A 13,747-nucleotide genomic window follows, 5' to 3' on the forward strand; every position below is an offset into this window, starting at 1 on the left:
AAAAATGCAGGTCGGGCCGGCGTTTGTGGGTCGACAGGAGTCAATCGGGCCGGCGATGCTGTTCGTGACGCCGCTGATGAGCTTCGCGCTCAAGCGTTACCGGGTCTTCACGCTCCGCACCGCCTGAACGACCGGACCGGGTGGCAACAGGCGGATCTCGAACAGTTTCGACCAGCGCTTGCCGGTGACGAACAGGCGCTTGCCCGCTGCATCCCAGGCGATGCCGTTCAGCACATCCTCGCTGTCCTGCCCGCCGCCGAGCCGATCGACATCGGCCAGATCGATCCACGCCTTCACCGCGCCCGTCACCGGGTCGATCCGCGCGATGCGGTCGGTCTTCCAGATATTGGCGTAGATTTCCCCGTCGACCCATTCGAGCTCGTTGAGCAGCGGGACCGGTTTGCCGCCAGCGGTAACGCGGATCCGCCGCCGCTCCTGAAAGGTCGCGGGATCGAGGAAGTGCAAGATGGGTGAGCCGTCGCTCAGGATCAGCGACTCGCCGTCGCGGGTCAGGCCCCAGCCCTCGCCATCGAAATCGAAGCCGGTACGGAGGCTGAGCGTCCGCGCGTCCCAGCGATAGCCGGCGCCGTTGCGCCAGGTGACGCCGATGATCTCGTCGCCCCAGTCGACAATTCCCTCGCCGAACACCGCGCCAGGCAGCCATGTCTGGATTTCCGTCCGGCCGTCCTCGATCCGGACCCGGCGCAGCGACGATTGGCCGCGCAATCCGGAGCTCTCATAGAGCGCGCCGTCGCGATAGAAGAGGCCTTCCGTGAAGATCGCGGGGTCGTGCGGATAGGTTCTCACGATCTCGACACGCTGTACCGGGATGGAACCCTGCGCCGTTGCGACGGAACCGGCCAGACAAAGCAACACGAACAGCAGGACACGATGGAACATCGCCCCGGTGTTGCATGGCGATGGGGGAAGCGAAAGAGGGCGCCCCCGGGCGAAGGCTCGACTCCCCGATTGACTCGCTGCGCCAACAGGAACAAAATGAGAACATACTCATTCAGCGAGTCGTGTTCTTGTCGTCAGCCGTCGCCCTTTCTGCCTTACGCGAGACCCTTCGCGCAATCGAGGGGGATGGGCTGCGCCGGCGGCCGGTGCTGCCCTTCGGGATCGGCGCGATCGATTCGCGGCTGGCGACGACGGGGTTGCGGCTCGATGCCCTGCACGAGATCGCCGCGGCCAGCCCCGGCATGGGCGACGATGCCGCCGCGACCCTGTTCATGGCCGGGATTGCCGCGCGCGCCTGGGGCCCGGTGCTGTGGGTGGTACGGCGGCGCGACCTGTTCGCGCCCGGGCTCTACCAGGCGGGGCTAGCACCCGAGCGTATCCTCTATGCCGAGGCCGCTGACGACGCCGAGCTGCTCGCGCTGATGGAGGAAGGGCTGCGCCACCGCGGGCTGGGCGCCGTGATCGGCGAAGCGAAGAGCGCCTCTATGGCCAATACTCGCCGGCTTCAGCTTGCGGCGGAGGGCGGCAAGACGATCGCGCTGCTGCTCAAGCGCCATGCACGCGAGGGCGGCAATCCGCTTGCCGTGCCGTCCGCCGCGGTGACGCGCTGGAGAATCGCCGCCGCGCCTTCGACTCCGCTCCCGGTCGAAGGCGTCGGTTGCCCGCGCTGGCGGATCGAACTGGTCCGTCAGCGCGGCGGCGAACCCCATAAATGGACGATGGAGGCATGCGATGAAACGGGTCGCCTCGCTCTACCTGCCCGACTGGCCGATCGACCGGCTGCGGCGGGCGGAACGCACCGCCGCGCCGCCTGACGCGCGCCGGGCCACACAGCCGATCATGGATATCAAGGCGGCCCCACGCGACGGCGGCTGGCGCCCCGGCGCGCGCTGGGCGCGGGGGGATGAGGGGCCGACCTTGCCGCGGTTGAGAAGCGATGATGGGGCACCCGGCTCATCCTCCCCGGAACGGGGAGGGGGACCAGCGCAGCTGGTGGAGGGGGGCTTCCGCAGACGGTACGCTTGGGGCGAGCCCCCTCCACCATTCGCTGAAGTAGCGAATGGTCCCCCTCCCCGTTCCGGGGAGGAGCCATTGATCACCTCGATCCGCGAAGGCAGCAAGATCCTCGTCGCCGCGACCAGCCATGCCGCGCATCTGCTCGGCATCCGGGCCGGCATGGCGGTGACTCAGGCGCGCGCGCAGGTGCCCGATCTCGACATCCGCCCAGCCGATCCCGCGGGCGACCGGGCCGATCTCGAACGTCTCGCGCTCACCGCCGCGCGACGCTGGTCGCCGATCGTCGCATTGTCGGGCGAGGACGGGCTGTTCATCGAACTGACCGGCACCACGCATCTGTTCGGCGGCGAAGAGCGGATGGCGCGGCGGATCGTGCGGCTGCTCGCGCGGATGGGCGTGCGGGCGCGGATCGCGGTGGCGGATACGACGGGTGCGGCCTGGGCACTGGCGCGTTACGGCCATCAGCCGCGGGACGGCGTGACGATCTGCCCGCCGAGTGCGCAGGACGCAGCCCTCTCGCCCCTGCCGATCGCCGCGCTGCGGGCTGAGCCGAGCGCGATCGAGTTGCTCAAGCGGCTGGGCGTCGAGACGATCGGCGAACTCGTCGCCATGCCGCGTGCGCCGCTCGCGCGCCGGTTCGGCAAGATGCTGGTGCTGCGGATCGACCAGGCGAGCGGGCGGATCGGCGAGCCGCTCCATCCCGTCATCCCGCCCGAGCATATCGCCGTGATCCAGCGCTTCGCCGAGCCGATCGCGACGGCGGAAGCGATCGAGCATTGGCTGGCGTTGCTCATGCCGCGTCTGGTCGCCGCGCTCACGCAAGCGGGCCAGGGCGCGCGGGCGATCGAGCTGGTCGCGGACCGGATCGACGGCGTGCCGCAGCGGCTGCGTATCGGGTTGGCCCGCCCCAATCGCGACCCCGCGCATTTGCTGCGACTGATCGTGCGCCGTATCGAGGAGATCGCACCGGGATTCGGCATCGACGCACTCGCGCTGCATGTGCGCCGCGCCGATCCGCTCGGCCCCGTGCCGTTCGAGGAGCGGCTCGAAGAAACCCCGCCCGATATCGCGCCCTTGGTCGATACGCTGGCCAACCGCATCGGCGATGCGCGGCTGTGGCGCACCCGGCCGGTGGAAAGCGATGTGCCCGAACGATCGGTCGAACCAGCGCCCGCACTCGACCCGCCCGAACGCGCTGCCGCCCCGCTCAAGGCAGCCGATGTCCGCCGGCTCGACCGCACGCCCGATCTCCACCCCTGGCACCATCGCTGGCCGCGCCCGGTGCGCATGCTGCGCCGCCCGGAGCTGCTCGATCATGTCATCGCCGAGCTGCCCGATCAGCCGCCGCGCCGCTTCACCTGGCGCGGCACGACTCACCACGTGGTGCGCGCCGACGGCCCCGAGCGCGTGCACGGCGAATGGTGGAAGCGCGCGACCGAGCAGCATTCGGTGCGGGATTATTTCCGGGTGGAGGACGAGGCCGGCCAGCGCTTCTGGTTGTTCCGCCGCGGCGACGGCGAGCGCGCCGAGACGGGCGACCTCGCCTGGTTCATGCACGGAGCGTTCGGGTGATGTCAGCGCCCTGCGTCGATCGCCTCGACATGGCCCCTCGCCGCATAGGCAAGAATAGGTCCGTCAACCGTCAATATCGGACAACCAAGCGACCGCGCCGTGGCAATGATCATCCGATCCGACGGATCACCATGAATGTCCCCAGGCAATGCGCCGGCATCGCTTGCGATAGCGGGATCGACAGACACGACCTTGAAATGGCCCTGACCAAGAAGCCGTTCGGACCATTGCGACATGGGCATCGAAAGGGCGATGCGCCGCTTATCTGCCAGCATCGCAATTTCCCAGAACGACATGGCCGACAAATAGACGTCGCCCGCCTCCGCCTCGATTCGCTTGCGTGCCGCCGCGCCGAGCCGCTTGCCGTCCTCGACCAGCCAGAGCAGCACATGCGTGTCGAGCAGGATCACTTGGACGGGGTCCTCGGCGCGTACAGCTCGGCCGGATTATTGGCGAGCCATTCGGCTTCCCAATCGGGATCGATCGGCCCGACGATGTCCCCCAGGATCTTCACCGATCCCTGCATGCAGCCGAACAGGCTCTGCCCCACAGGCACTCCTGCCCTGCGCGCGCTGAGCGTGAGCGACGGCTTGCCACGACGCGTGATGGTCAAGGACTCGCCGCTGCGTTCCATCTCGTCGATTAGCTTCAGGCTTTTCGCCTTGAATTCCGTTGCGCTCACCATCTTGCCCATCGCGGCTGCTCCCGATGAAATGTACATCTTATATAGTCATTTCGTGCCGCATCGCCAATGACCTATTCCGAACTTCAGGTGACGACGCATTACAGCTTCCAGCGCGGTGCCTCTTCCCCCGAGCAATTGTTCGCCGCTGCCGCGCTGGCAGGCATGCCGGCATTGGGCATCACCGATCGCAACTCGGTCGGCGGCGTGGTGCGCGCGCTGGTCGCTGCCGAGAAGATTACGGAACAGGGTTACCCGATCCGCATGGTCGCCGGCTGCCGGCTCGACCTGGTCGACGGCACTTCCCTGCTCGTCTGGCCCGAGGATCGGCCCGCCTGGAGCCGCCTCACCCGGTTGCTCACCCTCGGCAAGGGACGGGCGGATGCGCAGAAGGGGGAGAAGGGGCAATGCTTCCTGCATTGGGAGGATGTGGCGGCACATGCGACGGGACTGGTAGGTGCGCTGGTGCCCGGCATGACCGAGACCTTCGCGGAAGATCAACTCGCGTTGCGCTGGATGGCGGATGTGTTCGGCGAGCGTGGGCATCTGTGCCTGACGCAGCATCGCCGGCCGGGTGATCCGCTGCGGCTGCATTTGCTGGCAGAAAAGGCGCGGCAGTTCGGCCTGGCCCCGCTCGCCACCGGGGACGCGCTCTACGACAAGCCCGAGCGGCGCATGTTGCAGGATGTCGTCACTGCGATCCGCAACACCTGCACGATCGACGATCTCGGCTTCCGGCGGGAGCGCAGTGCCGACCGGCACCTGAAATCGCCCGAGGAGATGGTGCGACGCTTCAAACGCTATCCGGAAGCGATTGCCGCAAGCGAAGCGATCGTCGAGCGCTGCACCTTCTCGCTCCGCGAGTTGAAGGAGCAATATCGCTACCCGGACGAGGTGGTGATCAGCGGCAGGTCGCCGCAGGACGCGCTGGCGAAAATGGCGCGTACGGCGCTGGCGGAGCGGTTCGCACCCGAGCCGATCCCGCCTGCCTATACGACACTGCTGGAGCATGAACTCGCGCTGGTCGAGCAGATGGGATACGCGCCCTATTTCCTGACCGTGAACTCGATCGTGCGGTTCGCGCGCAGCCAGGAGATATTGTGCCAAGGTCGCGGTTCGGCGGCCAATTCAGTGATCTGCTTCGTGCTCGGCATCACCTCGATCGACCCGGTTTACCACAAGCTGTTGTTCGAGCGTTTCATCTCGACCGAGCGCCATGAGCCGCCCGATATCGACGTCGATTTCGAGCATGAGCGCCGCGAGGAAGTGATCCAGTGGATCTACGAGACCTATGGTGAGAACCATGCTGCAATGACGGCGGTGGTCAGCCGGTTCCGCACGCGCGGCGCGCTGCGCGAGATCGGCAAGGCGCTTGGCCTGTCCGAGGACATGACCGCGGCGCTCTCGGGACAGGTCTGGGGCTGGTCGAGCGACGGCTTGCCCCCGGAGCATGTCGAGGCACTCAACCTCGATCCGCATGAGCAGCGGCTCGCCCTGACGCTCGATCTGGCAAAGCAATTGATCGGCACGCCGCGGCATCTGTCGCAGCATCCCGGCGGTTTCGTGCTGGCCCAGGGCCGGCTCGACGAGCTGCTGCCGATCGAGCCCGCCGCGATGATCGACCGGCGCGTGGTCGAATGGGAAAAGCTCGACGTGGAGGAGCTTGGCCTGATGAAGGTCGATATCCTGGGCCTCGGCATGCTCGGCTGCATGCGCCGGACCTTCGACCTGCTGCGCGCGCACAAGAAGATCGATCTCCGGCTCGACAGCCCGGTGCTGCAGGACCGGGACCCCGAGACCTTCGCGATGATCTGCACGGCCGACACGCTCGGTGTGTTCCAGATCGAAAGCCGGGCGCAGATGTCGATGCTGCCGCGCATGCGCCCTGACAATTTCTACGACATCGCGATCCAGGTCGCGATCGTCCGCCCTGGGCCGATCCAGGGCGATATGGTGCATCCCTATCTCAAGCGGCGCGAGCAGCAGCGTGAAGGCAAGGTGGAGATCGATTATCCCAGCCCGAAACTCCGCGTCGTTCTCGAAAAGACGTTGGGCGTGCCACTGTTCCAGGAACAGGCGATGCAGGTGGCGATCGAGGGCGCGGGTTTCAGCGGAGGCGAGGCGGATCGGCTACGCCGCGCGATGGCCACATTCAAGCAGACGGGTGGTGTCGGCGAATTTCGCGACAAGCTCATCAAGGGCATGCTCGCCAATGGCATCACGCTCGATTTCGCCGAGCGGCTGGTCAAGCAGATCGAGGGCTTCGGCAGCTACGGCTTTCCCGAGAGTCACGCCGCCAGCTTCGCCAAGATCGCCTATGCCTCGTCCTGGATGAAATGCCATCATCCCGAGATCTTCTGCGCCGCCCTGCTCAATGCACAGCCGATGGGGTTCTACGCGCCCGCCCAGATCATCCGCGACGCGCGCGAGCATGGGGTCGAGGCGCTGCCAGTGTGCATCAATCGCAGCGACTGGGACACGATCGTCGTTCCGACGACGCCGAACGACCGACCGCGCGATGCGCGCTTCTGGGGCACCGACGCCGACTGGCGGACCCTCCTGCCGATCAGGCTCGGCATGCGGATCGTGCTGGGACTCAGCGAGGACGATGCCGGGGCGATCGTTGAAGCCCGTGCGACCGGGGCCTTCACGTCGGTCGAGGACGCCTGGCGCCGCTCCGGCGTGAAACCCGCGGCGCTCGAGAAGCTCGCCCGGGCCGATGCGTTCCAGTGCCTGGGCCTGAACCGGCGCCAGGCGCTATGGGCGATCAAGGGGCTGGGCCAGGTGCCGCTGCCCTTGCTGACCGCCGCCGACACGCGGGCGGGCGCCATCATTCCCGAAGCGCGCGAGCCAGCCGTCGCGCTCACCCCACTCACTGCCGGCCGGGAGGTGGTGGAGGATTACCGGGCGACTCAGCTCACCCTGCGCAGTCATCCGCTCCACTTCCTGCGCGGCACGCTCGACCGGCTGCGCATCAGGCGGTGCAGCGATCTCAAGACGATGAAGGACGGCGCCCGAGTCGAGGTGGCGGGGATTATCCTGGTGCGGCAACGGCCGGGCAGCGCCGAGGGCGTGGTGTTCGTGACCCTGGAGGACGAGACCGGCATCGCCAATGCCATCCTGTGGAAGGACCGGTTCGAGGCGCAACGCCGCATCCTGATGTCGGCGTCGATGATCAGCGTGGTCGGCCGCGTTCAATCGGAAAGCGGCGTCATCCATGTCGTTGCCGACCGGATCGTGGACCATACCCCTTTGCTGCGCGGCATCGGCGATCTGGATCTGCCGAACATGAAGATGCCCGGCGACGGGGCGACGCATGGCGGTACGATCGATCCGCGGGATCGACCGAGATTGCCGTTGTTCGGGGGCGAGATGGAAGAGGTGATCCCGATCCGCTCGCACGATTTCCACTGAACTTGTTCCTCCCCGAGCTTGCTCGGGGAGGGGGACCATTCGCCTCTTCCGGCGAATGGTCCCCCTCCCCCGGTTCCCGGGGGAGGAATTCAAGTCATTCCACCGTCTGCTCGATCACGCCGAAGATCGGATGGCGCTTGTCGTCCTCGGCCCAGATGCGGACCGTGTCGCCCTTTTTCAGGAACGGCGTCACCGCGGCACCGCCGCGGATCGTCTCGACCGTGCGGACCTCGGCGATGCACGAATAGCCTACGCCGGCATCAGCGATCGGCTTGCCCGGCCCACCATCGACATCGCGGTTGGAGACGGTGCCCGAGCCGATGATCGTGCCCGGCCCAAGCGCCCGAGTCTTCGCGGCATGCGCGATCAGGGTGCCGAAATCGAAGGTCATGTCCACAGCCGCTTCGGCCCGGCCAAAGGCCTTGCCGTTGAGATCGACCATCAGCTTGCGGTGGAGCTTGCCGTCCTTCCACCAGTCGCCAAGCGCATCGGGCGTGACGAACACCGGCGAGAAGGCGCTGGCCGGCTTGGACTGGAAGAAGCCGAAGCCCTTGGCCAGTTCGCCCGGGATCAGGTTGCGCAGCGACACGTCGTTGGTCAGACCCACGAGACGGACCGCGTCCAGCGCCTGCTCGCGGCTCGCGCCCAAAGGCACGTCACCCGTCACCACCACCACTTCGGCCTCGAGGTCGCAGCCCCAGCTTTCGTCCGCCAGCGGGATCGGGTCGCGCGGGCCCAGGAAGCCGTCCGAGCCGCCCTGATACATCAACGGGTCGTGCCAGAAGGTCTCGGGCATTTCGGCACCGCGCGCCTGACGCACCAGCGCGACATGATTCACATAGGCCGAGCCGTCCGCCCATTGATACGCCCGCGGCAGCGGCGCCGCCGCGCCATGTTCATGGAAACGCCGCATCGGGATCATCTCATGCTCGAGATCGGTCGCCAAGTTGCGCAGATCGGGCAGCAGCCGATCCCAATCGTCCAATGCCGCCTGCAGCGTGGGGGCGATGTGCCCCGCATCGGCATACCAGGCCAGATCGTTCGAAACGACGACAAGCTTGCCGTCGCGTCCATGCTTGAGGCTGGCCAGTTTCATGCGCTCTCCTGTGTTTCCCGGAAGCATAGTCCGATCGACCCCGCTGTCGAGCGCAAGCGAGCTTGACGTTCGCGTAAACTGCCCGCAACCTCTTCCCAAAGCAGATCAGGAGAGAAGAATGTCGCTCGACACCGTGCCCGGCCGCTTCGCGTACAACGAGGATCACGAGGCGTTCCGCCAGAGCGTGCGCAGCTTCCTGCAGAAAGAAGCGGTGCCGCACGTCACCGAATGGGAAGAGGCAGGCATCGTCGACAAGGCGATCTGGACCAAGGCCGGCGCGATCGGGATGCTGTGCCCGACGGTGCCCGAGGAATATGGCGGGCTGGGCCTGGATTTCGGCTATAACGCGATCATCGACGAGGAAATCTCGTACGCCGGCACCCCGCTTGGCTTCTCGCTCCAGTCCGACATCGTCTGCGACTATATCGTCCAGTACGGCTCCGAGGAGCAGAAGAAGCAGTGGCTGCCGCGCCTGGTCTCGGGCGAGACGATCACCGCCATCGCGATGACCGAGCCGGGCACCGGTTCCGACCTGCAATCGATCCGCACCTCGGCGAAGAAGGACGGCAACCATTATGTCGTCAACGGGTCGAAGACGTACATCACCAATGGCCAGAATGCCGACCTGATCCTGGTCGTCGCCAAGACCGATCCCGACGCCAAGCCAGCCTATAAGGGCATGTCGATCATCCTGGTCGAGAGCGATCGGGAGGGTTTCAAGCGCGGGCGCAACCTCGACAAGATCGGCCAGGACGCCGCCGACACCTCGGAGCTGTTCTTCGAGGACGTGCGCGTGCCGATGACCAATTGCCTGGGCGAGGAGGGCAAGGGCTTCATCTATCTGATGAGCCAGTTGCCGCAGGAGCGGCTGTCGATCGCGGTCGGGGTGCAGGCCTCGGCGCAAAAGGCGTTCGACGAGACGGTTGCCTTCACCAAGGACCGCAAGGCGTTCGCCGGCGTGGTGTTCGACTTCCAGAACACCCGTTTCGTGCTGGCCGATCTCAAGGCGAAGCTGCAGGTCGGCTGGGCGCATCTCGACTGGGCGATCAGGCGCCACCTCGCCGGCGAGCTGACCCCGACCGAGGGCGCCGCTGCCAAGCTGTGGCATACCGAGCTGCAATGGGAGGTGATGGACAAGTGCCTCCAACTCCATGGCGGTGCCGGCTACATGAATGAGTACCCGATCGCGCGGGCCTGGCGCGGGGCAAGGGTCAGCCGGATTTATGGCGGGACCAATGAGATCATGAAGGAGTTGATCGGGCGGTCGCTCTGATCATCATACCCTCCCAGGGGGCATGATCGGAGTCAGCAGGGCGCCACGGCTCGGAAGGCTTCGCGCACCTTCGCGTCGATCGCCGGCTTGCCCAGCACGATCGCAGGCGGATCGCAGCTGCTGCAGGATGCAGGCGTGGCGGTGACGAAGATCACCGGGAGCGGCCCCATTTCGTCCTGGATCACCGCGACCGCCTGCGGGCCGGTGCCCTCGCGCAGCATCACGTCGGACATGATCACATCGGGCCGAAGTAACCGCGCCGCCTCGATCGCATCGCCCTCGGTTTCGGCAAAGGAAAAGGTCGTCGCGCCCGCGCCCGACAACATTTCCTGGAGATCGAGGGCGATCAATGCCTCGTCCTCAATGATCAGCACGTGACACACCGGCGATCTCCCTAACAAATGTTAACGTACCACAAACAGAAACGGGTACGAGTCAGGGAGGTTTATTTTTATCAGGTCCCGATCAGGGGCATGATGAAGGTGAAACGCGTCTGCATCGGCGACGACGCAACGCTGAGCGAACCACCATGCGCCCGGGCGATTTCCGAGGCGATATAGAGGCCGAGGCCGAGCCCCGCCTGGTCCGGGCGGACCGCCCCGCGGGCGAAGGGTTGGAACAGGCGTTCGATCGCAGCCGGTGGAATCTCCTCGCCCGCATTGCTGACCGAGAGTTCGAACACGTCGCTGCGCGTCGCGGCATGCACCATTACGGGCTGTTCGGCGGCACCATGGGTCAGCGCGTTGCCGAGCAGGTTCGACAGCAGCTGCGCGATCCTGCCGCGGTCGCAATCGACCTCCGTGTCGAGGTCCATCACTGCCTCGACCTGCTGCGTCGGATGGCTGGCGCGCAATTCCTCGATCACCAGCCCGAGCACCGGCCCGAGCTGGACCGGCGCGCGCTGGAGCGTCAGCCCGCCACCCAGCCGGCCGCGCGCGAGATCGAGCACATTGTCGATCAGCCCCGCCATGCGCGCGACGCTGCTCTGCATCAGCCCGAGCACCTTCGCCGCGCGTTCGGGTGACGGGTCGCGCGCAAGAAGACGCGTGCCCGCATCGATCGAGGCGAGCGGGTTGCGCAGATCATGGCCGAGCACCGCAATGAACTGCTCGCGCAGCTCGGCGGTCCTGCGCTCGTCGAGCAGGGTCGCCGCGCTCCGCTCGATCTGGGCCTGAGCGTCGAGATGGAAGGCGATCATGTCAGCGAACATACGGAACATGCCGATCGTTTCGGGATTGTTCACCTGCGCCGGACGCGGATCGATCGCGCAGAGCGTGCCGAAGAAACGCCCGTCGGGCAGCAGGATCGGCATCGAGATATAGCTTTGGAAGCCGTAGGTGGCGGGCGTGTGGTGATGACAGAAATCGGGATGCTCGGCGACGTGATCGATGATCACCGGCTCGCGGCTTTCGCGGATCTCGTTGCAGATCGTCGTTTCGACCTCCAGCTCGCCGCCGGGCGCCAGCCCGAAAGCGATGTCGTCGCGCACGCTGCAGGCGATCCAGCGGTCCTCGGTGACACGCGCGACCGCCGCGAAGCCCATGCCGGTGGTGCGGCAAACGACGTCGAGGATCGTCGGCACCGCATCGATCCGCCTGATCGCCGCGATATCGAGCTCGAACGCCGTCGGCTGAGCAAGATCCCCCATCTGCACCGCATTAGCCTAGGCGCGATCCGCGGGCACGTCACGCGACTCATCGCTGATCCGGATCAACCGTTTCCCCACCGATATTGACTTTTTGCACCGCAACATGCATATGCGCCGTATCGAGGCGTCATGCAGCGTGATCGGACCTTAGGGTCCAGGCTCCGCCTCGGTCGTTTTTAACGGGCTTCCCTTTTCACGCGGGGTGTCATTCTCCCCCGCCACTCGTGCGTCCGCCGGACTCGCGAGCCCGGCTAATATTGGACTATAATTCTCATGTCTTTCGCACATCTCGGCCTCGCCGAGCCGCTCGTCCGCGCGCTCGAAGCCAAGGGCTACACCACCCCCACCCCGATCCAGAAGCAGTCGATCCCGACCCTGCTCGACGGCCGCGACCTTCTCGGTATCGCGCAAACCGGCACCGGCAAGACCGCCGCGTTCGTCCTTCCCTCCATCCAGCGCCTCGTCAATGCGCCCAAGAACGTGCTGCCGACGCATTGCCGCATGCTCGTCCTCGCGCCGACGCGCGAGCTGGCCAGCCAGATCGCCGACAGCGCGCGCGATTATGGCAAATTCTCCAAGATGTCGGTCGCGACCGTGTTCGGCGGCACCAGCATCAACAAGAACCGCCAGGACATGGCGCGCGGCATCGACATCCTGGTCGCAACGCCGGGCCGCCTGCTCGACCTGATCGAACAGCGCTTCGTCAGCCTCGCGACGCTCGAGATCCTGGTCCTCGATGAGGCCGATCAGATGCTTGACCTCGGCTTCATCCACGCGCTCCGCAAGATCGTGAAGATGGTGCCGCGCCAGCGCCAGACCCTGTTCTTCTCGGCGACCATGCCCAACGCGATCCGCGAGCTGGCCGACCAGTTCCTGAACGATCCGGCGACCGTGAAGGTCGCGCCCGTCGCGACCACGGCCGAGCGCGTCGATCAGTACGCCACCCTGGTCAACCAGTCGGAAAAGCAGGCGCTGCTCACCATCCATCTCCGCAACCCGGAGATCGAGCGTTGCCTGGTGTTCACCCGCACCAAGCACGGCGCCGACCGCGTCGTGAAGCTGCTCGGCCATGCCGGCATCGCCGCCAATGCGATCCACGGCAACAAGAGCCAGCCGCAGCGCGAGCGCGCGCTCAGCGAGTTCAAGGCCGGCAAGGTCAAGGTGCTGATCGCGACCGACATTGCCGCGCGCGGCATCGACGTGTCGGGCGTGAGCCATGTGTTCAACTTCGAGCTGCCCAATGTGCCCGAGCAATATGTCCACCGCATCGGCCGCACCGCGCGCGCCGGCGCGTCGGGCGTGGCGATCAGCTTCGTGGCGGATGACGAGCGTTCGTATCTGCGCGACATCGAGAAGCTGACGCGAGTCAAGGCGACCCCGATGCCGCTGCCCGAAGGCTTCACCGCCGAAGCAGCGAAGATCAAGGCGGCACGCCCGGCTGGGTCGGACGACGATCGTCGGCGCGACGATTCGGGCCGCCACCGTGCGCCGCCGCGTGCAACTCATGCCGCACGCCCGACCGGCGCCCGCACCGAAGGCCAGGCCCGCCCGCAGAGTGCACGTCCCGAAGGTGCCGGCCGTCCGCAGGGCGCTCGGCCCGAGGGTGGTCGTCCTTACAATGCGGGCGCAGGTCGCCCGAACGGCGGCGGCCGTCCCGGCGGCCAGGGCCGTCCCGGTGGCGGCGGCCGCCCCGGTGGTCAGGGCCGCAACCATTCGGGCGGCGGTCGCCGTTCGCCCGCAGCGGGCTGAGGGATACCGGCCCAAGGATACCAGCGACGTCCTGAGGGGTTGAGACGGGGAAACCCGAGGAGACCAGCATGGACGTCGCCACTACCACCATCGCCGAACGCATCGCCCGCGTGCTCGCGGGCCAGCGCATCAGCGCCAATGCCGAGGGCGATGCCGAATCCGCCGCCGACCTGGTCGAGCGCGCGTGGAAAGATCATCTGCGCGACGCCGTCGCGGTGCTGCACACGTTGCGGGCGCCGGATGCGACGATGGCGGCTGCTGGCGATGCGGCCGTGTGGGAACGGATGGTGCTGGCGGCCCTGGAAGAAGCGAAGCCGGAAACGGTGATACTCTAGT

12 protein-coding genes are annotated in these 13,747 nt (G+C 66.6%); 6 read left to right on the forward strand and 6 right to left on the reverse strand.

What is annotated here, in order from left to right:
* Window positions 1–96 precede the first annotated feature (96 nt).
* Window positions 97–900 (reverse strand): glutaminyl-peptide cyclotransferase, encoded by an 804-nt coding sequence (locus tag WC729_RS18730; RefSeq protein WP_372855587.1) that lies wholly within the window; start codon window positions 898–900, stop codon window positions 97–99.
* A gap of 122 nt (window positions 901–1,022) precedes the next feature.
* On the opposite strand from WC729_RS18730, the gene WC729_RS18735 reads away from it, so the two are divergent.
* Together WC729_RS18735 and WC729_RS18740 are read left to right on the forward strand one after the other, a co-directional pair.
* Window positions 1,023–1,775 (forward strand): ImuA family protein, encoded by a 753-nt coding sequence (locus tag WC729_RS18735; RefSeq protein ID WP_372855589.1) that lies wholly within the window; start codon window positions 1,023–1,025, stop codon window positions 1,773–1,775.
* Between the two features lie 277 nt (window positions 1,776–2,052).
* Window positions 2,053–3,549, forward strand: a complete 1,497-nt coding sequence (locus WC729_RS18740) for a DNA polymerase Y family protein (protein WP_372855591.1) — start codon at window positions 2,053–2,055, stop codon at window positions 3,547–3,549.
* Between the two features lie 2 nt (window positions 3,550–3,551).
* On the opposite strand, the gene WC729_RS18745 is transcribed toward WC729_RS18740, so the two are convergent.
* Both WC729_RS18745 and WC729_RS18750 read right to left on the reverse strand, forming a co-directional pair.
* The gene (locus WC729_RS18745; RefSeq protein WP_372855593.1) at window positions 3,552–3,959 is read right to left on the reverse strand and encodes a type II toxin-antitoxin system VapC family toxin; all 408 of its coding nucleotides are present in this window, start codon (window positions 3,957–3,959) and stop codon (window positions 3,552–3,554) included.
* Entirely contained in the window at window positions 3,956–4,243 is a 288-nt protein-coding gene (locus tag WC729_RS18750; protein ID WP_372855595.1) for a type II toxin-antitoxin system Phd/YefM family antitoxin, read from the reverse strand. The genes WC729_RS18745 and WC729_RS18750 overlap by 4 nt, the downstream gene beginning before the upstream one ends.
* A 57-nt stretch (window positions 4,244–4,300) precedes the next feature.
* Here WC729_RS18750 and WC729_RS18755 point away from each other — a divergent pair, with 57 nt between their 5' ends.
* Complete coding sequence (locus WC729_RS18755) at window positions 4,301–7,645, forward strand: error-prone DNA polymerase (protein ID WP_372855597.1); 3,345 nt, start codon at window positions 4,301–4,303, stop codon at window positions 7,643–7,645.
* 94 nt (window positions 7,646–7,739) lie between these two features.
* On the opposite strand, the gene WC729_RS18760 is transcribed toward WC729_RS18755, so the two are convergent.
* Window positions 7,740–8,741, reverse strand: a complete 1,002-nt coding sequence (locus WC729_RS18760; RefSeq protein ID WP_372855599.1) for a fumarylacetoacetate hydrolase family protein — start codon at window positions 8,739–8,741, stop codon at window positions 7,740–7,742.
* Window positions 8,742–8,859: 118 nt separating this feature from the next.
* Here WC729_RS18760 and WC729_RS18765 point away from each other — a divergent pair, with 118 nt between their 5' ends.
* Window positions 8,860–10,014 (forward strand): acyl-CoA dehydrogenase family protein, encoded by a 1,155-nt coding sequence (locus WC729_RS18765; protein ID WP_372855601.1) that lies wholly within the window; start codon window positions 8,860–8,862, stop codon window positions 10,012–10,014.
* A 32-nt stretch (window positions 10,015–10,046) separates the two neighbouring features.
* On the opposite strand, the gene WC729_RS18770 is transcribed toward WC729_RS18765, so the two are convergent.
* Both WC729_RS18770 and WC729_RS18775 read right to left on the reverse strand, forming a co-directional pair.
* A complete protein-coding gene (locus WC729_RS18770) occupies window positions 10,047–10,388 on the reverse strand; it encodes a response regulator (RefSeq protein ID WP_372855603.1) in 342 nt (113 codons plus the stop codon).
* Window positions 10,389–10,468: 80 nt separating this feature from the next.
* Window positions 10,469–11,662 (reverse strand): ATP-binding protein, encoded by a 1,194-nt coding sequence (locus WC729_RS18775; protein WP_372855605.1) that lies wholly within the window; start codon window positions 11,660–11,662, stop codon window positions 10,469–10,471.
* A 273-nt stretch (window positions 11,663–11,935) separates the two neighbouring features.
* On the opposite strand from WC729_RS18775, the gene WC729_RS18780 reads away from it, so the two are divergent.
* Complete coding sequence (locus tag WC729_RS18780) at window positions 11,936–13,411, forward strand: DEAD/DEAH box helicase (protein WP_372855607.1); 1,476 nt, start codon at window positions 11,936–11,938, stop codon at window positions 13,409–13,411.
* Between the two features lie 68 nt (window positions 13,412–13,479).
* A complete protein-coding gene (locus tag WC729_RS18785) occupies window positions 13,480–13,746 on the forward strand; it encodes a hypothetical protein (RefSeq protein ID WP_372855609.1) in 267 nt (88 codons plus the stop codon).
* The last annotated feature ends 1 nt before the right edge of the window (window position 13,747 follow it).

The organism is Sphingomonas sp. (assembly GCF_041661825.1).
Classification (GTDB): domain Bacteria; phylum Pseudomonadota; class Alphaproteobacteria; order Sphingomonadales; family Sphingomonadaceae; genus Sphingomonas.